This is a genomic window from Sphingobium sp. CFD-1, assembly GCF_024611115.1.
GTDB lineage: Bacteria > Pseudomonadota > Alphaproteobacteria > Sphingomonadales > Sphingomonadaceae > Sphingobium > Sphingobium baderi_A.
On sequence record NZ_CP084398.1, the window covers coordinates 2,432,071 to 2,452,891 of the forward strand.

The window sequence follows — 20,821 nt, forward strand, 5'->3', positions numbered from 1 at the left end:
ACAGCATTTTAGGAAAGGTTGGACCATGAAGGCCCTTTATCTCGAACGGACCGACGGCCCTGATTCCGTTGCGGTAGCGGAAATCGAAACGCCAGTACCGGGTCCCGGAGAGGTTCGGGTCGCGGTGAAAGCGGCATCGGTCAACCACCGCGAATTGTTCATCACGCACGGTCAGTACCCGGGCATGGTGGTGCCGACCTCTCTGGGTTGCGACGGCGCGGGCGTGGTGGACATGATCGGTGAAGGCGTCACCGGCGTCAGCGAAGGCGACGAAGTCGTCCTGTACCCCGCACGGAACTGGGGACCCAATCGCCATGCTCCTGCCGCCGATTTCGGCCTGCTCGGAATGCCCTTCGCCGGCACGATCGCGGAATATATCTGTGTCCCCGTCGACAATCTCGCACCCAAGCCTGCTTTCATGAGCTTCGAAGAGGCCGGGGCCATGCCCTTGACGGCGCTGACATCCTGGCGCGCGTTGATGTTCAAGGGGCGACTGGAGGCGGGTGAAACCCTGCTCATCAGCGGTGTTGGCGGTGGCGTTGCGACATTCGGTCTTGCCTTCGCTGTCGCCAAGGGTGCCAATGTCTATGTGACCGGCGAAAGCCAGGACGTGATCGACCGCGCCATTGCAATGGGAGCAAAGGGTGGCCTGCTCTACACCGATCCCGATTGGCGCAAGCAGGTTGGAAAGCTGACCGGCGGCGTCGACGTGGTGCTGGATGGCGCCCCTTCGCCCAGCTTCGCCAACTATGTCCGCGCCATCAATCCGGGCGCGCGCATCGTGATCTATGGTTCGACCGCAGGTAACGAGGTCAAGTTCAACGCCACCGACATCTTCCTGAAAAGCGCCAGCATCGTCGGCAGTCAGGTGGGCGATCCGCAGGATTTCAAGGATATGCTCGCCTTTGCCGCGCAGCATGAGATCAAGCCGGTGATAGAGGCGACCTATCCGCTCGCGCAGGCGAAGGAAGCGCTTCTTCACCTGCGCGACCAGCATAAGTTCGGCAAAGTCGTGGTGACGATGTGAGCGACCTGTTCAGTCTGACGGGTAAGAAAGCGCTGGTGACCGGCGGCGCTCAGGGACTTGGACGCATGATTGCCGAAGGCCTATTGCGTGCCGGGGCGAGCGTCGCAATCACATCGCGCAAAGCTGACGTCTGCGAAGAGGCCGCAAGGGAAATGGCGGCGCTGGGACCATGCATCCCCCTGCCCGCAGACCTGTCGACACCGGAGGCAGCAGTCGATCTCGTCGCTCGCTATCGCGATGCGATGGGCGAATGTCACATATTGATCAATAATGCGGGCAAGACCTGGGGCGGCTCCATCGACAGCTTCCCTGACAAGGCCTGGCCCGGCGTAATGGCGGTGAACGTCCAGACACCCTTTACCATGATCCGTGAGCTGCTGCCCGAACTGGGCGCGGCAGGAACGCCCGGCGATCCTGCACGGGTCATCAACATCGGCTCGGTCGCGGGCATGAAAACGGAACGGCTCCAAGCGTACAGCTATACAGCGAGCAAAGCTGCCGTTCATATGATGACGCGTGATCTGGCGGGTGATCTCGCGGAACGCAATATCACCGTGAATGCAGTCATCCCCGGCTTTTTTCCGACCAAGATGACGGCCCACATGCGCGACGAGGATAATGTCGATCCCACGCTGCTGGCGCATATTCCGCTGAGGCGCCTTGGGACCCCGGAAGATATCGCGGGTATCGTGGTATTCCTCTGCGCGCGCGCGGGCGCCTATGTCACCGGCGCTCAAATCCCGGTTGATGGCGGGGTGGTCGGCTGCGGCTGAAGGAAGTAACCCGTCATGGCGAGAAATGGCAATTTCGTTTTCGTCGGCGGGACTGAAGGTATCGGGCGCGCTACCGCGCTGAATGTGGCGCAACAGGGCGCTTCCATCCTTCTCGTGGCGCGAAGTGCAGATCGCGGCGCGGCTGCTGTTGATGCCATGCTGACCGCAGGGGCGCGAGACGCAGCCTTTCTCAAGGCAGACCTTTCGACGATTGCCGGCGCTGCCGAAGCCGCCACAGCTATAACCGCATGGCGTCCAGCCATAGATGGTCTGATGCACAGCGCGATGAGCGCCTTTTCGGGCAAGACGGTGACCGCTGACAGGCTGGAATTCGCCTTCGCCCTCCAATATCTGGCGCGGGCTATCATCAACCGCCTGTGCTCCGATACGCTGGCGGCATCGGGTGACGGGCGGATCGTCCATCTGGCCGGAGCGGTGCCATATCGCATGGCGCCGCCCGATCTCGACGATTTGCAGTTTGAGCGGCGCAAGTGGGGGTTCTTCAAGGCCATCCTCACCACTCATGTGGAAGGTTTCCTATTCCTGGACGAAGCATCGCGGCGCTGGTCGGATCGTCCCATCGGTCTCTATGCCACCGGCGTAGCTTCGACCAAGACCAAGGCGATGCAGGACCCGGCAATGCCACTCATCATGCAGATGATGGGCTGGTTCGGCACGACGCCGGAAAAGTCAGCCGTCAATGCGACGCGCCTGCTGCTCGATGACAAACGGCCGGCATTGAAGGCCGCGATCTTCAAAAATCCCAAGGCGTTCGAACCCACGCCTTTCGACATGCCTCCACAGGAGGCCGCGCGTCTATGGGATATCACAACCGACATTGCCACCCGCAAAGGAGTGCATTTGCCATGACGATCGACCTTCAAATACTGGCGGATCGCATAGCGATCGAGGAATGCATCTACCGCTACGCCCATCTGGTCGATTCGATGCAATATGACCGCATCGCCAAGGAAGTGTTCACGGAGGACGGCTCAATCGACTTCGGCGGTGCACAGTCAGTAGGCCGCGAAGCCATCCACGCCCAATGCATGAGCTATCAGGGCGCGCTGACGGGCTGTTCGCATAATGTCACCAATCTGGTGATTGACGTGAGCGGCGACGAAGCCCGCGCCGCCAGCCGAGTCCTTGCCTGGCACTGGTTCGCGCTTCCTGATGCCGATCCACTCCGTGCAACAGACCTTCTGGTGGTGGGGGGTTATGAAGACAGGCTTCGCCGCACGACCGATGGCTGGCGCATTTATGAACGAAAAGGCCTGAATTTCGGCACCGGCATTGGTGCAGGAACCGTGCCTGAACCGATGCGCCCTATCTTAGAAGGCATGAAGGGGCGAACGCCGAGTTGGCCCGCCTGAAAGGGAGGTGGGCGCAACGCCCACCTGTTTTTCAAAGTTTCCAGCCGCCACCCGCGACGATCACTTCGCCCGTGATATAGTCGGCTTCGGGCAAACACAGCAGGTAAACGGCGCCCGCCGCTTCCTCCGGTGTGCCAGCGCGACCCAGCGGAATGCCCTTTTCCATAGCTTCCAATATCTCGTCGCTCACACCGGCCTTGATGTCCTGGCCTTTGATGCTGATCGTTGAGCTGCCCGCTTCACCAGCGGTCATGCGGGTCATGATGGCGCCGAAGGCAACGGCGTTGACGGTGACATTATACCGCCCCCATTCCTTCATCACCGTCTTGGTCAGGCCGACAACTCCCGCCTTACCTGCCGCATAACCCGACTGTCCGGCATTACCGCCAAGCCCCGCTACGGAGGAAATATTGATGACGGTCCGGCGCTTGGCCCGGCCATGCTCCGCAATTTCGGCCTTCGCCGCAGCAGCGATCACGGGCTGTGCGGCGCGAAGAATGCGAAACGGCGCGCTCAAATGCACGTCCAGCATAGCCATCCACTGTTCGTCGCCGGTCTTTTGAAGCACCGCATCCCAGGCATAGCCCGCATTGTTGATGATGATGTCAATCGTCCCGAAATGATCGACCGCCGTCTTGACGAACGTCTCACCGAAATCGGGTTGCGTCACATCGCCCACGCACACTACAGCGCGCACGCCCAGACTCTCGATTTCACCCGCCGTTTCCCGCGCCACATCCTCATCCAGGTCGTTCACGACCACATGGGCGCCGGCATTGGCAAGCTTTAGCGCAATGGCTTTGCCGATGCCGCGTCCAGAGCCGGAAACCAACGCGACCTTGCCATCCAATATCTTCACTTTAATGCGTCCCGATCTTTTATGTAAATCCACCGATGCGCGCATATCCGCCATCGATCACAATGATATTCCTGTCGGGCACGCTTGCCCGGAAGGAAATTTCAGCCCCATGACGCCAGATTTCGGTGCGAACCGTTTCGCCAGGCCATACCGGCGCGGTGAACCGAACCCGCATCTCGGTCAAGCCAGTCGGGTCGCCGTCGCAACATGCATGTGTCAGCGCACGGCCGACGAGACCCATGGTGGCAAGGCCATGCAATATGGGCCGTTCGAAACCGGCCGCTTGCGCCGTGCCCTCATCGATATGCAGCGGATTGCGATCGCCGGTCAGGCGATACAGCATCGCCTGATTGACCGCCGTCGGCAGGTCCAGAACGGTATCCGCAAGCCGTTCCGGCATCTCGGCAGCCCCCGATCCGCTCAGGTTGCGTGCACCACCAAAGCCGCCCGCACCACGCAAAACCCACACTTCCTCCATCTCCGCAATCAGCCGGTCGGTGGGTGTCGTGAGAATGCGCTTCGCCCGCACAAGGGCTGGCTTCCCGACGCCCTTGTCGGCCAGATCCGTAATCTCTATCCGGCCATTGACCAACTGCCCCAATTCAAGCGGGCGGAACAGTTTCAGCGTCTGTTCACCATGCAGGATGTGCGGCCAATCCCATCCTAGTTCCGGCGCCATGGGCCAGAAACCGGGTGTGCCCAACACCAGCGCCATCGTCGGCAGCACGGCCAGATCCCGCTCAAAGACCAGGCGCTGCTCGTCTATGCCACCCAACCCGGCACCGACACCGAGCGCATAGAGGATTGCAGAGCGCGGATCGCAGGCATCCTGTGCTTCCGGCACCCGGAAGCTGCGTACTTGTTCGACATTCAGCATCCGGCACCCCCGGCTAAGCCGTCAGGACAGCTTGCGCTCGTCCAGTCCCAATCCACGACCGATAATCTCGCGCATGATTTCCGATGTGCCCGCGAAAATGCGACTGATGCGCGCGTCGGTATACATGCGAGAAATGCGATATTCTTCCATATAGCCTGCGCCACCGTGAAGCTGGACGCATTCGTCCATTACCCGGCCTTCCAACTCGCTCGCCAGCAGCTTGGCAGAGGACGCATCCTCTGCAGTCAGCTCACCGGCATTGAGCAGCAGGACACTCTGGTCGACATAGGTTTGGATCGCGTCCAATTCGGCCCGCATCGATGCCATCTTGAACCGGTTGTTCTGGAAGGCCCCGATCGGTTTCCCGAACGCCTTGCGCTCCTTCACATAGTCGAGCGTGATGTCGAAGGCCGTCTGCGCTGTCGCCATGAAACCGATTGCCGCAACCAGTCGTTCCTGGGCCAGGAACCGCGCCAGATATCGGAAGCCCTGCGTGGGATCGCCCAGCACATTTTCCTTGGGCACCTTCACATCATTGAAGAAAAGTTCGGCCGTGTCCTGCGCCTTCATGCCCATTTTTGCGAGCTTGCGGCCACGTTCAAATCCTTCCATGCCGCGCTCGACGACAAAGAGGCCAAGGCCGTGGCGGCTGTTCGGATCGGTCCGCGCGGCTACCACCACCAGATCGCTGAGGATGCCGTTGGAGATATAGGTCTTGGCGCCGTTAAGCAGCCAATGGTCACCCTTGTCGACCGCGCTGCTACGCATACCGGCAAGATCGCTTCCAGTCGAAGGCTCCGTCATCGCGACAGCCAGAATCTTCTCGCCGCTGACGATGCCGGGCATCCAGCGATCCTTCTGCTCGTCCGTCCCCAGCTTGGCGATATAAGGCGCGACCAGATCATTATGGAGATTGATATAAAAGCCTATGTCGCCGTGGCGCATATTCTCTTCAATGATGATCTGTTCGAAGCGGAAATCATCGATTCCTGCCCCGCCATATTTCTCATCCGCCCAGGTGCAGAGCAAGCCCTGCTCCCCGGCTTTCAGATAGAGTTCGCGATCGACCATGCCCTGCTCACGAAAGCGCTCGGCATGGGCGCCGACTTCCGCCGTCATGAACTTGATGACGCTGTCGCGGAACTGTTCGTGCTCCGGTTCGAAAATCAGGCGCCTCATGCTGGCATCGGCTCCTTCACCGTCGCGTCCTGCGCGGATGCGTAAAAGGATTCGCCCTTAGCAGCCTTGTCCCGCAGCCAAGCCGACGGCAGGAAACGGGGGCCATAAAGCTGAGCAAGCCGGTCGGCTTCCTTGACGAAGTTTTCGATCCCAATCGTGTCGATATAGCTGATCGTGCCACCGGTCCATGTCGGGAAACCCCAGCCGTAGATGGCGCCAAGGTCGGCGTCCTGCGGCGTCTCCAGCACATTTTCCTCAAGGCAGCGAGCCGTTTCCATGGCCTGCGCGTAAAGGTAGCGCTTCTTGAGTTCCTCGACATCCCAGCCATCCTTGACCGGGAAATGCTCCGCCAGCCCCGTCCACAGATGCTTCTTGCCGCCCTCAGGATAATCGTAGAAAGCGCCGCCGGACTTGCGGCCGGATCGGCCGATCTCGTCCTTCATCCGGCGCATAACGGGAACACCCGCCGGCGGCGTATATTTATCGCCTTCCTCGGCAATCGCCTGATCCACAATCTTGAGCGGCAGATCGATCGTCAACTCATCGAGCAGCGCCAACGGCCCGACCGGCATACCGACAGCCTTGGCGGCATTTTCGATCACCGCAGGAGGGACGCCTTCCGCCAGCATTGCCGCGCCTTCATGGATCAACATTTGGAACACACGACTGGTATAGAAGCCGCGGCTGTCATTGACGACGATCGGCGTCTTGCGGATCTGCGCGATGAAATCGAGCCCCTTGGCCAGCGTTTCCTTGCTGGTCTGCTTGCCCATGATCACTTCGACAAGACCCATGCGATCGACCGGCGAGAAGAAGTGCAGGCCGATGAACTGGTCCGGGTGGCGGGATGCCTGAGCCAATTGCGAGATTGGCAGGGTCGACGTATTGGACGCAAATACCGCATTGTCAGGCAGGACAGCTTCCGCCTTCTTGGTCGTCTCGGCCTTGATCGCGGTATCTTCGAACACCGCTTCCACAACCAGGTCACAGCCGTCGAGGAGGGCGAAGTCATCAGTCGCCGTAATACGCGCCAGAATGGCATCAGCCTTTTCCTGCGTAGTTTTGCCCTTTTCGACCAACTTGCCTAGAACCTTGGTCGAATAAGCCTTGCCCTTCTCCGCCGTGGGCACATCTCGGTCGATCAGCACGACCTCGATCCCTGCATTGGCCGACACGAACGCGATGCCCGCGCCCATCATGCCTGCGCCGAGCACGCCGACCTTCTTCGCCTCGAATTTGGGGAAGCCTTCAGGACGGCGAGCGCCCTTCTCGGCCGCCTGCTTCGAGATGAAGGTGGTACGAATGATATTGCGCGCGACCGGATCAGTCAGCAGCTTGGCGAAATATTTGCCTTCCACGGCGAGCGCCTTGTCAAAGGGCAATTGCATCCCATGAAAAACGCTGTTGAGAATCGCGAGGGGCGCCGGGCTGTTATAACCAGCCTTCGCGATTCCACCGGCGGCCATCATATAGGCGGCCGAATCCTCGGGCACGGTCATGCCCTTTTTCTGCGGCGGCACCCAACCCTTGACGTCCCATGCCTTCACTGGATCGGGGCCGTTGGCTAACCATGCCTTGGCCGCGTCGATCAGCTTGTCCGCAGGAACGACCTCATCCACGATCTTCAGCTTGAGCGCTTCGGCCGGAGCAACCGAGCGGCCGGAAAGAAGCAGGTCGAGCGCCACCTTCATGCCAGCGATGATACCGAGGCGCACCGTGCCTCCGGACCCCGGCAGCAAGCCGACATTGACTTCCGGCAGGCCCACCTGTGCCTTGGGATCATCCACCAAAATGCGGTGATGACAGGCCAGCGCCAGTTCAAAACCGCCGCCCAGAGCAAGGCCATTGATCGCCGCGACCCACGGCTTGCCCGACTGCTCAATCGCGCGATGCATGTCGGTTGCCCGCTTGGAAAAGGCGTAAGCCTGTGCGGGAGTCAGCGTACCAAATCCGTTGACTAGCTGCTTAAGGTCGGCACCAGCCATGAACGTCTTCTTGCCCGATGTCAGTATGACGCCCTTGATGCCATCGTCCCCGGCGATCTGTGCCGTCGCCTCCTCCATGTCGGCAATGAACGCATCGTTGACGACATTCATGGCCCCTTCCGCATCAAGGGTCAGGATAGCAATGCCGTTGTCGGCCTTTTCCAGTCGCATAGTCTTCATGGGAATTCCCGCTCTAAAGTTCTTTGTGCGCGCTCAGACGCGCTCGATGATGGCGGCCGTGCCGAGGCCGTTCGCGGCACACAGCGTGATAAGGCCGGTGGCAGCGTCGCGACGCTCCAGTTCGTCAAGAACGGTGCCAAGGATCATTGCGCCGGTCGCGCCGAGCGGATGGCCCATGGCGATCGCGCCGCCATTCACGTTGATCCTGTCGTCGGGGATATTCAGTTCGCGCTGGAAGCGCATGACGACGCTGGCGAAGGCTTCATTCAGCTCCCACAGATCAATGTCTTTCTCGGTCATTCCGCCTGCCTTGAGCGCCTTGCGCGATACCGCTGTCGGCGCGGTCAGCATGATCGTCGGTTCCGACCCGATATTGGCATAGGACCGAATCTTGCCGCGCGGCTTCAGGCCCGCCTTCTCACCAAACTCCTTGGAGCCGACGAGCACCAGGCCCGACCCGTCAACGATGCCGGAGCTGTTGCCGCCATGATGGACATAGTTCAATTCTTCGATCTCAGGATATTTGGCCTTGGCGACTGCCTCAAAGCCCGCCTTGCCGAACCCTTCAAAGGCAGGCTTCAGCTTGGCCAGACTCTCCACCGTCGTGCCTGGACGCATATGCTCGTCACGGTCGAGTATGACCTCTCCAAGCACATCCTTCACGGGTACTATCGACTTTTTGAAATAGCCATTTTCCCAGGCATGGGCCGCCTTGCGCTGGCTTTCGACCGCGAAACCGTCGACATCTTCGCGCGTGAAACCATCGAGGGTAGCGATGATGTCGGCGCCAATGCCCTGCGGGGCATAATAATTGCCGTATGCCACCGAAGGGTCGGACGTCCATGCACCCGAATCATAGCCCATCACCGTGCGGCTCATGGACTCGACCCCGCCGCCGATACCAGCCTGGATCATGCCCGAATGCACCTGCGCTGCAATCAGGCTGACCGCGTCCAGCCCGGTCGCGCAGAAGCGATGGATCTGCTGCCCCGCAACCGTCTGAGCATAACCCGCCTGCAATACCGCCGCACGGGCGAGCACGCCGCCCTGCTCACCAACCGGCTGCGCCATGCCTATGATCACATCATCCAGCAGAGCCGTATCCAGATCGTTGCGCTCCTGCAACGCGCGAAGCAGTTGCGTCGCCATTTCGACCGAGGTGATTTCATGCAGCGCGCCATCGGGGCGGCCTTTGCCGCGGGGCGTCCTAACATGATCGTAGACATAGGCTTCCATAGTGAATTCCCGACCAGTAAAGCAAAAATCTCTATGCTCGCTCTTGGACCCGGAAGGCAAGGCCGCACCTATCCAACGAAAGGCGCAGAGAGGAGCGATGGCTGCAATCTGATCGCCATCAACAGCTGACCGGCATTTTTAGGAGCGGACATCCGTGGTCACACAAGGCGAAGATTGCGCCCCAATTCGTATCTCTGCAACCACTTTGGGCGATCTGCTCCTCAAAGGATGGGACAAGGCCCCGAACAAGGAAGCGCTCGTTTTCCCGGGAGAACGCAAGACATATGACGATGTCGTCCAGAGCGTCCTGAAACGGGCGCGAGGCCTGAAGGCCCTCGGCATCAAGCGCGGCGATCATGTCGGCATCCTCCTGCCGTCCAGCATCGAATTTGTCGAAACGCTGTTCGCCAACGCAATGTGCGGCGCCGTTTCTGTCCTGATGAACGCGCGCTACAAGGCCCCGGAAATGGCCTATGTCGCGGAGAATGCCGATCTGGCAGCGGTCATCACCAACGACATGGTGACCGAACATATCGATTTCGGCTGCCGGCTGACGGAAGCGTTTCCCGACCTGACCGATACGGTTGATCCGACCGCCCTGACGCTCTCCGGCGCGCCCCTTCTCAAGCGAATTATCATGCTGGGAGGCCGCTCCGCTCCCGGATTCGTTGATCAGGCGACGTTCGATGCGGCGGTCGAGACGGTGAGCGAAGCCGATATCCATGCCTGCCGCCTGACGGTCAGGGTTCGTGATACCGCCATGATTCTCTATACGTCAGGGACATCGGCCAATCCCAAGGGCTGCCTGCTCAGTCACGAAGCCGTCACCCGCGAAGCATCGAATCTCGCTCGCTATCGCTGGTCCTTCCAGCCCGACGAACGCGCGTGGTCGCCGCTGCCACTGTTCCATATCGCCGCGATGCTGTGCATGCTCGGCGCGGTCGACGTGGGCGGCACGTTCATCGGCCAGCCGCACTTCGATGCCGGAGAAAGCCTGAAGCAGATCGAAGAGGAAAAGGTGACGATGATGTTCCTTCCCTTCGTCACCTTCCATCAGGCGATGATTACTCACCCCGACTGGACGAAGGCCGACATGTCCTCGGTGCGCCTCCAGAACAGCTGTTTCGCCTTTATGCCGGAACGCGTGGGTCAGGCTTATCGCGATAAAGCCCCGAATATGTTGCAAGTCGGCACCATGGGCATGACCGAGGCGACAGGCATCGCTACAACCGGCGGCTATGCGATGGACCCGGAAATGGGCTTTAAGAAGCTTGGCTTCCCGTTGCCCGGCATCGAGCTGAAGATCGTCGATCCGGAAACCGGCGAAGAAAAGGGCATCGACGAGCGCGGAGAGATTCTCATCCGGGGCTACAATCTCTTCGACGGCTATTACAAGGACCCGGAAAAGACCGCCCAGGCGCTGGACGCAGAGGGCTGGTATCATAGCGCCGATATCGGCTCCATCGACGAGCATGGCCATGCCATGTTCCACGGCCGGTTCAAGGACATGCTGAAAGTGGGCGGTGAAAATGTCGCCGCCGCGGAAGTGGAAACTGTGCTGGCGACCCATCCGGCAGTCCGCCTTGCACAGGTGGTCGGCCTCCCCGATGAACGATTGGCGGAAATCCCCGCCGCTTATGTCGAACGGGAAGACGGCGTCGAAGTCGAGGCGGAGGAACTGATCGCCTATACCAAACAACGTCTGGCGTCCTTCAAGGTGCCGCGCCATATCCGATTCATAGAGGAATGGCCCATGTCGGCGTCCAAGATCCAGAAGTTCAAACTGCGCGGCGCGCTGATGGAAGAGCTGGGCCTGAAGGACTGAGGCACGGCGCATGGATGCCATCTTTATTTTAGGGAGAGTGAAATGCGGGTGATCATCACGGGTGCTGCAAGCGGCATCGGTAGGGCATGCGCCGAATTGCTGGCGGCAGGCTCCGTGATCCCGGGCGAACACCGGATGCTACTCGCCGATCGCGACGCGGCCAATCTTCAGGTCGTGGCCGACGCAATAGGCCCCGCAGCGGCAACAAGCGTAGTCGATCTCGCCGAGCCTGACTGCGGCGACAGGATGGTCGAAGCGGCGCTCGCGCATATGGACGGGATCGACGCCGTCATCAGCAATGCCGGCATCATCATGGGCGGCGCGCTGGTCGAACTGCCGATCAGCGATTTCGACCGCATTTTCGCCATCAACACCCGTTCGTCCTGGCTGCTGGGTAAGGCTGCCCATCCTCATCTCAAGAAGAGCAAGGGCGCTTTCGTAGCCACCGCGTCCATGTCGGCTACCCAGCCCACGCCCGCGCTCGGCTTTTATTCTTCCAGTAAAGCTGCCCTGCTGATGATGATTCGCCAGCTCAGCATCGAATGGGGGCCGGACGGCATCCGCTGCAACACCGTATCGCCAGGCCCCACCTACACGCCAATGACCGCGGCGGGATATAAGGATCAGTCGCGGCGCGACCAGCGAGAGGCCAACATTCCTCTGCGTAAGCTGGGTTTGGCGGAGGATGTGGCCAATGCGATACTGTTCCTCATCAGCCCTCATGCCGGCCATATCAGCGGCGTCGATCTGTTGGTCGATGGCGGCATGAGCAATATGCTGATGCCTGCGAGCGGCGGCGGTACTGGTCAGAACAAGCAAAGCTGAGATGCGGTCAAACGCCCCCACCCGCAACCAGAGCCATTTCGGGAGGGGGACCGCCCTTGGCCTCCTGCCGGTCGATCAGCAGCCTGGCCGTGGCCATGAGATGGTTCGCCAGGAGCGCAGTGGCGCGATCCGCGTCTCTCGCCAACGCTGCCTCAACAATCTCCGCATGTTCGTGAACCAGATCCCGGTCGCCATCAGCCATCGGCACGGTAAGATAACGGTAACGCTCCGACTGGGCATAAAGCCAATCACGCATTCTAAGCAGCCAGGGACTGTCGCACGCCGCCACCAGAGCATGGTGAAAGGCCGCATGTGCACCGGCATACTCCTCGCTCAGGCGGGACGCCTCCTGCGGATCGCGCGTTGGGGTCTTGCTCAGCCGATGCGCCGCGCTGACGATGGACGCCTCCCAGTCCAGCCCCCCTTTCTCAAGGGCTCGCCTGAGACATTGCCCTTCAATGTCGCTGCGGACGGCGACCAGATCGGTGAGGTCACCAATCGAAATGGGCGCTACCCGAAATCCCCGCGCTTCGTCCTGAATTACAAAACCTTCGGACGTGAGCCGAGACAATGCTTCTCGAACAGCACCAAGGCTAAAGCCCTGAGTTTCGGTGATATCCTTGATATTGATCTTCGCTCCGGGCACCAGCCGGCAAGTCAAAAGATCGTCCCGCAACTGCCGATAGGCGCGTTCGGTCAGGCTCAGCTTTTTTGTCATCGGAACAGCTATATCAGCTTCGCAGACCGTGGCAATTCACTTGGATCTATTTTATAACTTGAAATATATTTGGTGATATCACATGCCGCTCACCAAGCGGTTTCGAAAATTTTCAGGAGGATAGAACATGCGGTTGGCAAAGGTGACAAAGGGTGGGACGGTCGGTCTGGCAGTGGACACGGGTGCGGGCGTCAAGGCGCTGTTCGGTGACGCTGCGCTTTATGATCTGGACGCCCTGATCGCCAGCGGCGGCAACGCCCTGACGGACGCCGGCGCCAAGGTCAGCGCCACGGGTGAAGATGTGAAGGTGGAAGACCTGACCTTCCTGCCGCCCTTGGTCAAGGCGCCCAAGATTATCTGCCTTGGCCTCAACTACAAGGATCACGCGGCCGAGGGCGGTTTCCAGGTGCCGGAATTTCCTACGGTATTCGGCCGCTTCAATTCGAGCCTGATCGGGCATGGCGCTCCGATCATCAAACCGGCCTCCTCCGACCAGCTTGATTATGAAGGCGAAATGGTCGCTGTCGTCGGCAAGGGCGGGAAAGATATCAGCAAGGAAGATGCGCTGTCGCACATCGCGGCCTATTCGGTGTTCAATGACGGATCGGTTCGCGACTATCAGCTCAAGACGCCGCAATGGACCGTCGGCAAGAATTTCGACGATACCGGCGCCTTCGGCCCGTGGCTGGTCACCCCGGACGAACTGCCCGCGGGTGGCGCAGGCCTCAAGATCGAAACCCGCCTGAATGGGCAGGTCGTACAAAGCGCCAACACGTCGGACATGGTTTTCGATGTGGCCGACACTGTCGCTCTCCTGTCCACCTGCTTCACCCTGGAGGCGGGCGACGTTCTGGTGATGGGAACCCCGTCCGGCATCGGCCTTGCCCGCAAGCCTCCGCTGTTCATGAAAGACGGCGATGTGTGTGAAGTGGAAATCGAGAAGATCGGCCTGCTGGTGAACCCCATCAAGGCGGCATGACCGAAAGGCCGGGCACCATTCGATAGGCGCCCGGCCAACGAAGGAGGGAAGGATGAACCAGAAAAGCTCTTCAGGACGCCGCGCCAATGTTTTGGGCGTCCATTCCATCGACCATTTCGCGCTTGAAGTGCCCGATCTGGAGGAAGCGCGGAAATTCTATACGCTCTTCGGTCTCGACGTGCGGGACAAGAATGGCGCGCTCGAACTTTATACGGTCGGCAATCCACATCGTTGGGGCGTGCTGAGTCAGGGCGGCGCCAAGCGACTACGTTATTTGAGCTTCGGCATTTATGCGGATGAGATGGAAGCGTTTTCAGCCCATCTCGACAGCTGCGGGGTCAGCAAAATCGATGCGCCCGAAGGAGTTGAATCCAACGGCATCTGGTTCGCGGGTTTCGATGGCCTGCCAATCAATGTGCGCGTTGCCGACAAGGCGACGCCATCGGAAAAAAGCCATTTCACTTTCATCAGCTCGGCACCCGGCGAATCCGGCGCCATTCCCAACAGCAAGGCTCCGAAGGTTCACCCTCGCCGCCTTTCGCATTTCGCCATCTTCACAACTGACGTGAACGCTGCAATCGATTATTATGAAAAGACGCTGGGATTGCGCCTTTCCGACAAAAGCGAGCCGGCCGTCGCGTTCCTGCATGGTGTGCATGGCAGCGACCACCATTTGCTTGCCCTCGTCCTGTCGGACCGGCGAGGTATGCATCACAACAGTTGGGATGTCGGCTCCGTGATGGAAGTGGGCTTGGGCGGCGCGACCATGGCGCGGGCAGGCTATGGCCCTAATTGGGGCTTGGGCCAGCATGTGCTGGGCGCCAATTATTTCTACTATGTGCGCGACCCATGGGGCAGCTTCAGCGAATATTCGGCCGATATCGACTTCATTCCGTCTGACGTCGACTGGCCGTCAGCCAATCATGCGCCCGAAGACAGCATGTTCCTGTGGGGGCCTGATCCGTTTCCCGAATTCATCCAGAACACCGAACCGGCGGAGGCCTGATTTTCATGACCACATTCGTTCTTCTTCACGGCGGCGGCATGGGCGGCTGGACATGGAAATATGTCCGTGAACTGCTGGAAGCCAAGGGGCACAAGGTCTATACGCCGACATTCACCGGCTTTGGCGAGCGTGAGCATCTTATCGGCCGTGATGTGGGCAATGCGACTCATGTGCGCGACATCGTGAATGTCTTCAAATATGAGGATCTGCACGACGTCGTGCTGGTAGCGCACAGCTATGCCGGCACCGTCGCGCCCGGCGTCATCGCCGAGGTGGGCGACCGCATCGCCAAGGTCATTTATCTCGACGCCATCATACCCCGGTCGGGCGAACGTATCGCCTCCCTCATGGGCTACGTTCCTGAAGACCAACTCGCCGCACTGGACGCGATGCTGGAAGCGGGCGAAGGTCCAATCGGTTCAGGCGTGCACGAAATGCAGCGCGCCGCCGCCAAGGATCACCCGCACCTCATGGACCCGGCGCGCGAAAAATGGCTGCTCGACAATCTGTCGGACCAGCCGATGAAGGCGACGGCCTGCGTCATCTCCGTGGGCGCCGAAACGATCGCGAAGCCTGTCGATTACATCGCGGCGGCCGTCACCGTCATGACCGCCATGCACGACCGGGCGCGGGAACTTGGCTGGACCGTCCATGACCATCCGGGCGACCATGCCCTGCTGGTTGGAGATCCCGAAGGCACGGTCGACCTCATCCTGAAGATCGCCGGCGCGGGAGCCAAGGCATGAACGCGGCGGAACTGTTCTCGGTAAAGGATCGCGTCGCCATCATCACCGGCGGCTCGACTGGAATCGGCCGGCACATCGCCACTGGCTTCGCTGCCGCAGGTGCAAAAGTCTATATCTGCGCCCGGACGGAAGCCAAGGTGATGTCGGCAGCGGCAGAGATTTCTGCGACTACGGGCGGCAATTGCACCGGCCTTGTTGCCGACTTGTCGACCCTTGCCGGGATCGACGCACTGATCACGGCCGTCTCCGCGCGGGAAAGCGCCGTCCACGTCCTTGTGAACAATGCCGGGACCATGGCGGACGCATCCATCGACGAATATGGCGAGAGCGAATGGGATCCGGTCATCGACCTGAACCTCAAGGCGCCTTTCTTCACGCTCCAGAAATTCCTGCCGTTGCTTCGCGCGGGCGGAACGGCGGAACGGCCCGCATCGATCATCAATATCGGATCAGTTGGTGCCCTGAAGGTGGGGCCGAAGGAAAACTACGCCTATCAGGCCTCGAAAAGCGCCATTCACTGGATGGCGAAGTCGCTCGCCAAGCGGCTTGGCCGCGACAACATCACCGCCAATGTGATCGCCCCTGGCTTCTTCGAATCCGAAATGACGGTCATCTCATCCGATGAAATGCGCAAGATGGTGGTATCCATGGTCCCACGCGGCCGCGTTGGTACGCCGGAGGATCTGGCAGGCACGGCCATCTATCTGGCGTCGCGCGCAGGCGCCTATGTCACCGGATCGGTCATCCCCGTAGAGGGTGGATTGTCGATCTGACATTAAACAGCTTCATTGCGTAGCATCAGTGGCGCGATGCATGTACCGGTTCCCGATCAGTGGGGAATGATGATGGACCGGATGCTTGGCTTCTACCAACGGCCTGCCCTATAGTCCGATAGGTTCGCAATGCGACCGACAGGGGCTTAGTCGAAGCGCTATTAACGGGAATGACAATGGATTTTTCACTCACCGAAGAACAGCAGGCATTCAGGGACATCGTTCGCCGCTGGGTCGATGCGGAAGCGCCCAAGGACTGGATGCGGACGCTGGAAGCCGACGAAGAAAACTATCCCTATGCACTGTGGGACAAGATCGCGGAGCAGGGATTTTTCGGCATAGGCATTCCTGAGGAATATGACGGGCTGGGTGGCGACGTCATGATGCAGATGATCTTCGCCCGCGAATTTGCGCGAACGGCGGGCGGTCTGCTGTGGGTCTGGGGCCTTACCTCATTCGGCGGCGCGAAGACGATCGGCGCGGTCGGCACGGAAGAGCAGAAAAATCGCTGGCTGCGCCCCATGGCGCAGGGCAAGCTCCGCGTCGCGCTGTCGATGACCGAGCCCGATGGCGGCACCGACGTTCTGGGCGCGATGAAGACCCACGCAGAAAAGGTCGATGGCGGCTGGAAACTCAACGGCGCCAAGATGTGGACGACAGGCGCCAAGGCCGCCGATCGCCTGCTCGTCCTCGCGCGCACCGACAAAAATGTCGAGAAGAAGCATCATGGCCTTACCATGTTCTTCGTCGATGCGAAGGCGCCCGGCATCACCGCCTCGCTTCTTCCCAAGCTGGGCATGCGAGCCATGGGTTCGTGCGAGGTTCATTATGAGGATGTCTTCGTCCCCGACGAAGATGTTCTGGGCGAGCCCGGCCAGGCCTGGTATGCGATGCTGCCTACGCTCAACAATGAACGGATCATGGTCGGGGCGCAGTGCCTGGGCGCGATCGACGGCGTACTGGAAGATGCGGTGGAGTATATGCTGCAACGCAAGGCGTTCGGCGGCATCATCGGTCGCTTCCAGATTCTGCAACATTATGTGGCGGACATCGCGACCTGGCAGAAGCTCACCGAACTGCTGCTTTACAATGTTGCATGGATGCAGAGCAACGGCATGCCCTGCGGCATCGAAGCGAACATGCTCAAGATGGTCGCTACCGAAAATGCCGTGAAGGCCGCGGATCTGGGCATTCAGATTCTGGGCGGCATGGGCTATTCGGCGGAAACCGACATGCAGCGTTACTGGCGCGATCACCGAATTCTGCGAATGACGCCGATCAGCAACGAAATGGTGCGCAATACAATCGCCGAGAGCCTCGGCCTGCCGCGCTCCTTCTAAGGAACTGCCATGAGCGATCTTGACGATCTTCCTCCTGCCCCGGACGCCGCTGGCACTTCGCTGGATGGCACAAAGGTCTTTGTCATCACGGCCGAGGAAAACGCCGCCTTGTGCCGTTCGACCGGGATAGAGCCCGCCACCGATGGAACCGCGCACCCGATTTATTATTACATCGCAACGCAGGTCGCGATGGGCAAGACGGTTGCCGGCGTGTGCGAGGCGTGCGAATTCGATGTCGAGGACGGCCCGATGATGGGTAGCAGCGGCGTGCGCTTCGACGCTCCCCTTAAGGTGGGGGAAAGCTATAAGGTGACAGGCGAAATCCTCAGTCTCGTCCGCAAGCGCAGCCGCAAGCTTGGTGTCATGGACGTGCTCACCTATCGCCTGCGCCTGCACTTGCTCGATGGGACCAGAGTGCTTGAAACCGACAATGTGTGGGTCCTGCCCCGCAAGGAGTTCGCCGCATGAGCTACGCTATCGGAGACGCACTGCCGCCCTTCACGATCGAAAGCGTCAGCCCCGAGGCCATGAAGCAATGGGCCGTGTTCCTTGCCGATCCAAACCCCATTCATCTCGATGTCGAGGTGGTGAAGGCGAAGGGGCTGGGCGACCGGGTCATCAATCAAGGGCCGATCAACGTCGCCTATATGATGAACATGCTGATGCGCGCCTTTCCCGGCGGCCGGATCAAAACGATGGATTCGCGCTTTCTGGACAATGTCTATGGCGGCGACCGCGCGGTGGTGACAGGCAAGGTCGCGGCCATCGACGGCAATGTCGTGACCTGCGAATTTACGTTGGATGTCGATGGCCGGGGCACGGTCAATTCCGGCACGGCGATCGTGGAAATCTGAGAGATACGAGGAGAAAGTAAATGCCTAGCGGACCTTTTGCCCATGTTTGCATGGTCGTCCGAGACCTGGATAAGGCGATTGAAGACTGGACCAAGATCCTGCGCGTGCTTGATCCCGCATCGCTGGAAGAACGCATCGTGAAATATGACGAGTTCTCCAGCGGCGATGACGCGGGCATGAAATGGGCTACGTTCGTCAACAATGGCGGCACGGAAATCCAGTTCATCCAGCCCGCCCCCGGCACGCCCATGGGCGACCGCCTGGAGAAGGTCGGTGAGCATGTTCATCACCTCTGTTATGCGACCGACGATGTGCCGGGCTCGATGGAAAAGCTGAAGGCGGAAGGATTGCACCTGCCCGGCGGTGGCCAGACCTATAATGATCCGGACATGACCTGGCAGAAGTGGAGCTGGGTCGGCCACAAGAGCACTCATGGCTGCCTGATCGAGGTTGCTTCGCCCTATGAAAGCCGCAACGACGGCAAATGGCACCATGCACCCGGGAAATTCGCCTATAAAGGCCCCGGTGAACATCCCTCGTTCGCCGAAATGGTGCCGCCAGTCGCTGCTGAGTAAGTGCACGGTTCCGGCATGATAACGCCAAAGCGGATAAGCCTGCCGGGTGACGGACTGGAGATGGTTGCGGACGCCTATGGCGACCCGGCCGCTCCGGCCGTCTGCTTTTTCCACGGGGGGGGGCAAAGTCGCCGGTCATGGGCAGGCTCGGCCCGGCACGTTGCACAAGCGGGCTATTATGGCCTGACATTCGATCTGCGCGGCCATGGCGACAGCGGCTGGGCCAGCGATGGCGACTATCTGCTGGAAGCCTATGGCCGCGATGTCGAAGCCATCATCCAGGCCATCGAAGGACCGCTTGCCCTGGTGGGCGCATCACGCGGTGGTCAATCGGCCCTGGTGGGTGGCTCGCACCGTCCCGACCGGGTTCGCCTCATCATGCTGGCCGACGTCGCGCCCTATATGGTCGATACGGGAGTGGACGAAATTCGCGGCTTCTTCCGCGCAAGCGATTCCGGCTTCGCATCGCTTGAGGATGCCGCCGACGCGCTGCACGTCCATCTTGGCCAGCCCCGGCTTCCCAACGTCTCCGGCCTTGCCAAATCGATGCGCGAGGAAGATGGTCGCCTGTTCTGGCACTGGGATCCGCGCACGACTGCGCCGGAATTTCTCCATCCTCCCTCGGAAGGAGAGACGCTTATTGCGGCAGCTCGCCGCGTCAAATCGCCGCTGATTCTCGTGAAGGCGGAACTGAGCGACATCGTTTCGGACGAAAGCGTCAAGCGCTTCCATGCGCTCACCCCGCAATTGCACGTCGAGATCGCCCGTGGCGTGGGCCACATGTTCACCGGGGACCGCAACGACGCTTTTGCCGAGCGCCTGCTGCACCACCTTGCTATCCACATGCCACTATGAACAAGGGCGCGGCCTTTGTGGTTGGTGGGACGGGTGGCCTTGGCAGCGCCATCTGCCGCCGCCTGTCAACCGAATGGGACAATATCGCCATCGGCTATCGTTCCAGCCGCGAGAAAGCGCTGGCGGTCGCGGCATCCTTGCAGAATGGCATCGGTCAGGCGCTTCCCGTTTCCTGCGATCTATCCAACCGCGACTCCATAGAAGCGGGCATTCGCGCGACCGTCGATCGGTTCGGCACCATCGGCACCATGATCTTTGCCAGCGGGGTCGAGATACCCCAGCCTTTCGTCAGCAAGATCAGCGAAGAGCAATGGCGCGAAGTGATCGAGATCGAACTGATCGGCTTTACCCGCATCGTGTCTGCAACCCTTCCCCATTTCCGTACCCAGGGTTTCGGCAATTTCGTCGCGGTCGTTTCGGTCGCCAATTACTGTTTCCCGCCCGGTGATGCCCTTTCCTCCGTTCCCAAGGCAGGGATGGAAGCATTGGGCCGCGCGGTCGCCAAGGAGGAAGGCCGCTATGGCATTCGGGCCAATATGGTCGCGCCGGGGATCATCGATGCCGGTTTGGGCGCCGATTTCCTCAAGTCGCTTTATTCACCTGAAATATGGGAAACGCAGCGCAAGCGCATAGCCTTGCAATGTTTCGGTAGTGGTGAAGATATCGCTGAATCCGTGGCTTTCCTGGCTTCCGACAAGGCGAAATATGTGACCGGTCAAACCTTGATCGTCGATGGAGGCTTCAGCCTCTAAAAGCCGGCATTGCCGTGACATTATCGCAAGTTCGGGAATTCAGTTCGGGCCAGCTTACGCTACATGGTTGCGCTGCCGCCTGAA

Annotated in this window: 22 protein-coding genes; 16 read left to right on the forward strand and 6 right to left on the reverse strand. The window is 60.2% G+C overall.

Features of this window, described 5'->3' with window-relative positions; translation table 11 throughout:
* Positions 1-25: 25 nt before the first annotated feature.
* From LDB26_RS12305 to LDB26_RS12320, 4 genes are read left to right on the forward strand one after another with little or no spacing between them, the layout of a single operon-like run.
* On the forward strand, positions 26-1,027 hold the full coding sequence (locus LDB26_RS12305) for a zinc-binding dehydrogenase (protein WP_257538586.1): 1,002 nt from the start codon (positions 26-28) through the stop codon (positions 1,025-1,027).
* On the forward strand, positions 1,024-1,800 hold the full coding sequence (locus LDB26_RS12310) for an SDR family oxidoreductase (RefSeq protein WP_062067028.1): 777 nt from the start codon (positions 1,024-1,026) through the stop codon (positions 1,798-1,800). The genes LDB26_RS12305 and LDB26_RS12310 overlap by 4 nt, the downstream gene beginning before the upstream one ends.
* Before the next feature lie 15 nt (positions 1,801-1,815).
* Positions 1,816-2,670 (forward strand): SDR family NAD(P)-dependent oxidoreductase, encoded by an 855-nt coding sequence (locus LDB26_RS12315; RefSeq protein ID WP_257538587.1) that lies wholly within the window; start codon positions 1,816-1,818, stop codon positions 2,668-2,670.
* Entirely contained in the window at positions 2,667-3,173 is a 507-nt protein-coding gene (locus tag LDB26_RS12320) for a nuclear transport factor 2 family protein (protein ID WP_257538588.1), read from the forward strand. Before LDB26_RS12315 ends, LDB26_RS12320 begins: the two co-directional genes overlap by 4 nt.
* Before the next feature lie 31 nt (positions 3,174-3,204).
* On the opposite strand, the gene LDB26_RS12325 is transcribed toward LDB26_RS12320, so the two are convergent.
* Genes LDB26_RS12325 through LDB26_RS12345 form a run of 5 tightly spaced genes read right to left on the reverse strand, consistent with a single transcriptional unit; the run spans position 3,205 to position 9,489 of the window.
* Entirely contained in the window at positions 3,205-4,032 is an 828-nt protein-coding gene (locus LDB26_RS12325; RefSeq protein ID WP_257538589.1) for an SDR family NAD(P)-dependent oxidoreductase, read from the reverse strand.
* Positions 4,033-4,051: 19 nt separating this feature from the next.
* Complete coding sequence (locus LDB26_RS12330; RefSeq protein ID WP_062067037.1) at positions 4,052-4,909, reverse strand: MaoC family dehydratase; 858 nt, start codon at positions 4,907-4,909, stop codon at positions 4,052-4,054.
* 21 nt (positions 4,910-4,930) lie between these two features.
* Entirely contained in the window at positions 4,931-6,088 is a 1,158-nt protein-coding gene (locus LDB26_RS12335; protein WP_257538590.1) for an acyl-CoA dehydrogenase family protein, read from the reverse strand.
* On the reverse strand, positions 6,085-8,253 hold the full coding sequence (locus LDB26_RS12340) for a 3-hydroxyacyl-CoA dehydrogenase NAD-binding domain-containing protein (RefSeq protein ID WP_257538591.1): 2,169 nt from the start codon (positions 8,251-8,253) through the stop codon (positions 6,085-6,087). Before LDB26_RS12340 ends, LDB26_RS12335 begins: the two co-directional genes overlap by 4 nt.
* 33 nt (positions 8,254-8,286) lie before the next feature.
* Positions 8,287-9,489, reverse strand: coding sequence for an acetyl-CoA C-acetyltransferase (locus tag LDB26_RS12345; RefSeq protein ID WP_257538592.1), 1,203 nt, complete (start codon positions 9,487-9,489; stop codon positions 8,287-8,289).
* A gap of 205 nt (positions 9,490-9,694) precedes the next feature.
* Between LDB26_RS12345 and LDB26_RS12350 the strand changes: the two genes are divergently transcribed.
* Together LDB26_RS12350 and LDB26_RS12355 are read left to right on the forward strand one after the other, a co-directional pair.
* A complete protein-coding gene (locus LDB26_RS12350) occupies positions 9,695-11,314 on the forward strand; it encodes a class I adenylate-forming enzyme family protein (protein ID WP_257538593.1) in 1,620 nt (539 codons plus the stop codon).
* Between the two features lie 42 nt (positions 11,315-11,356).
* On the forward strand, positions 11,357-12,139 hold the full coding sequence (locus LDB26_RS12355; RefSeq protein WP_062067052.1) for an SDR family NAD(P)-dependent oxidoreductase: 783 nt from the start codon (positions 11,357-11,359) through the stop codon (positions 12,137-12,139).
* 7 nt (positions 12,140-12,146) lie between these two features.
* On the opposite strand, the gene LDB26_RS12360 is transcribed toward LDB26_RS12355, so the two are convergent.
* Positions 12,147-12,857, reverse strand: a complete 711-nt coding sequence (locus LDB26_RS12360) for an FCD domain-containing protein (protein WP_062067055.1) — start codon at positions 12,855-12,857, stop codon at positions 12,147-12,149.
* A 127-nt stretch (positions 12,858-12,984) separates the two neighbouring features.
* Between LDB26_RS12360 and LDB26_RS12365 the strand changes: the two genes are divergently transcribed.
* The 10 genes from LDB26_RS12365 to LDB26_RS12410 all read left to right on the forward strand — a co-directional run bounded on the left by LDB26_RS12365 (position 12,985) and on the right by LDB26_RS12410 (position 20,737).
* Positions 12,985-13,836: a fumarylacetoacetate hydrolase family protein gene (locus LDB26_RS12365; protein WP_257538594.1), complete on the forward strand. Its 852-nt coding sequence runs from the start codon at positions 12,985-12,987 to the stop codon at positions 13,834-13,836.
* 52 nt (positions 13,837-13,888) lie between these two features.
* Complete coding sequence (locus LDB26_RS12370; RefSeq protein ID WP_257538596.1) at positions 13,889-14,842, forward strand: VOC family protein; 954 nt, start codon at positions 13,889-13,891, stop codon at positions 14,840-14,842.
* A 5-nt stretch (positions 14,843-14,847) separates the two neighbouring features.
* Entirely contained in the window at positions 14,848-15,588 is a 741-nt protein-coding gene (locus LDB26_RS12375; RefSeq protein ID WP_082635241.1) for an alpha/beta fold hydrolase, read from the forward strand.
* On the forward strand, positions 15,585-16,361 hold the full coding sequence (locus LDB26_RS12380; protein WP_257538598.1) for an SDR family oxidoreductase: 777 nt from the start codon (positions 15,585-15,587) through the stop codon (positions 16,359-16,361). Before LDB26_RS12375 ends, LDB26_RS12380 begins: the two co-directional genes overlap by 4 nt.
* A gap of 176 nt (positions 16,362-16,537) precedes the next feature.
* The gene (locus tag LDB26_RS12385) at positions 16,538-17,701 is read left to right on the forward strand and encodes an acyl-CoA dehydrogenase family protein (RefSeq protein ID WP_062067067.1); all 1,164 of its coding nucleotides are present in this window, start codon (positions 16,538-16,540) and stop codon (positions 17,699-17,701) included.
* 9 nt (positions 17,702-17,710) lie between these two features.
* Positions 17,711-18,169, forward strand: coding sequence for a hypothetical protein (locus tag LDB26_RS12390; RefSeq protein ID WP_062067070.1), 459 nt, complete (start codon positions 17,711-17,713; stop codon positions 18,167-18,169).
* A complete protein-coding gene (locus tag LDB26_RS12395; protein ID WP_062067074.1) occupies positions 18,166-18,555 on the forward strand; it encodes a MaoC family dehydratase in 390 nt (129 codons plus the stop codon). The genes LDB26_RS12390 and LDB26_RS12395 overlap by 4 nt, the downstream gene beginning before the upstream one ends.
* Positions 18,556-18,575: 20 nt before the next feature.
* Positions 18,576-19,130: a VOC family protein gene (locus LDB26_RS12400; RefSeq protein ID WP_231746323.1), complete on the forward strand. Its 555-nt coding sequence runs from the start codon at positions 18,576-18,578 to the stop codon at positions 19,128-19,130.
* A 15-nt stretch (positions 19,131-19,145) separates the two neighbouring features.
* Entirely contained in the window at positions 19,146-19,985 is an 840-nt protein-coding gene (locus LDB26_RS12405; protein ID WP_257538600.1) for an alpha/beta fold hydrolase, read from the forward strand.
* Complete coding sequence (locus LDB26_RS12410; protein ID WP_062067080.1) at positions 19,982-20,737, forward strand: SDR family NAD(P)-dependent oxidoreductase; 756 nt, start codon at positions 19,982-19,984, stop codon at positions 20,735-20,737. Before LDB26_RS12405 ends, LDB26_RS12410 begins: the two co-directional genes overlap by 4 nt.
* Positions 20,738-20,821 lie beyond the last annotated feature (84 nt).

What these genes read in the sequence shown, in the direction of transcription:
- LDB26_RS12305 (WP_257538586.1), top strand. Translation starts at nt 26, where the DNA reads ATGAAGGCCCTTTATCTCGAACGGACCGACGGCCCTGATTCCGTTGCG.
- LDB26_RS12405 (WP_257538600.1), top strand. Translation starts at nt 19,146, where the DNA reads ATGATAACGCCAAAGCGGATAAGCCTGCCGGGTGACGGACTGGAGATG.
- LDB26_RS12335 (WP_257538590.1), bottom strand. Translation starts at nt 6,088, where the DNA reads ATGAGGCGCCTGATTTTCGAACCGGAGCACGAACAGTTCCGCGACAGC.
- LDB26_RS12320 (WP_257538588.1), top strand. Translation starts at nt 2,667, where the DNA reads ATGACGATCGACCTTCAAATACTGGCGGATCGCATAGCGATCGAGGAA.
- LDB26_RS12340 (WP_257538591.1), bottom strand. Translation starts at nt 8,253, where the DNA reads ATGAAGACTATGCGACTGGAAAAGGCCGACAACGGCATTGCTATCCTG.
- LDB26_RS12400 (WP_231746323.1), top strand. Translation starts at nt 18,576, where the DNA reads ATGCCTAGCGGACCTTTTGCCCATGTTTGCATGGTCGTCCGAGACCTG.
- LDB26_RS12380 (WP_257538598.1), top strand. Translation starts at nt 15,585, where the DNA reads ATGAACGCGGCGGAACTGTTCTCGGTAAAGGATCGCGTCGCCATCATC.
- LDB26_RS12390 (WP_062067070.1), top strand. Translation starts at nt 17,711, where the DNA reads ATGAGCGATCTTGACGATCTTCCTCCTGCCCCGGACGCCGCTGGCACT.
- LDB26_RS12410 (WP_062067080.1), top strand. Translation starts at nt 19,982, where the DNA reads ATGAACAAGGGCGCGGCCTTTGTGGTTGGTGGGACGGGTGGCCTTGGC.
- LDB26_RS12370 (WP_257538596.1), top strand. Translation starts at nt 13,889, where the DNA reads ATGAACCAGAAAAGCTCTTCAGGACGCCGCGCCAATGTTTTGGGCGTC.
- LDB26_RS12395 (WP_062067074.1), top strand. Translation starts at nt 18,166, where the DNA reads ATGAGCTACGCTATCGGAGACGCACTGCCGCCCTTCACGATCGAAAGC.
- LDB26_RS12330 (WP_062067037.1), bottom strand. Translation starts at nt 4,909, where the DNA reads ATGCTGAATGTCGAACAAGTACGCAGCTTCCGGGTGCCGGAAGCACAG.
- LDB26_RS12360 (WP_062067055.1), bottom strand. Translation starts at nt 12,857, where the DNA reads ATGACAAAAAAGCTGAGCCTGACCGAACGCGCCTATCGGCAGTTGCGG.
- LDB26_RS12365 (WP_257538594.1), top strand. Translation starts at nt 12,985, where the DNA reads ATGCGGTTGGCAAAGGTGACAAAGGGTGGGACGGTCGGTCTGGCAGTG.
- LDB26_RS12375 (WP_082635241.1), top strand. Translation starts at nt 14,848, where the DNA reads ATGACCACATTCGTTCTTCTTCACGGCGGCGGCATGGGCGGCTGGACA.
- LDB26_RS12355 (WP_062067052.1), top strand. Translation starts at nt 11,357, where the DNA reads ATGCGGGTGATCATCACGGGTGCTGCAAGCGGCATCGGTAGGGCATGC.
- LDB26_RS12315 (WP_257538587.1), top strand. Translation starts at nt 1,816, where the DNA reads ATGGCGAGAAATGGCAATTTCGTTTTCGTCGGCGGGACTGAAGGTATC.
- LDB26_RS12385 (WP_062067067.1), top strand. Translation starts at nt 16,538, where the DNA reads ATGGATTTTTCACTCACCGAAGAACAGCAGGCATTCAGGGACATCGTT.
- LDB26_RS12345 (WP_257538592.1), bottom strand. Translation starts at nt 9,489, where the DNA reads ATGGAAGCCTATGTCTACGATCATGTTAGGACGCCCCGCGGCAAAGGC.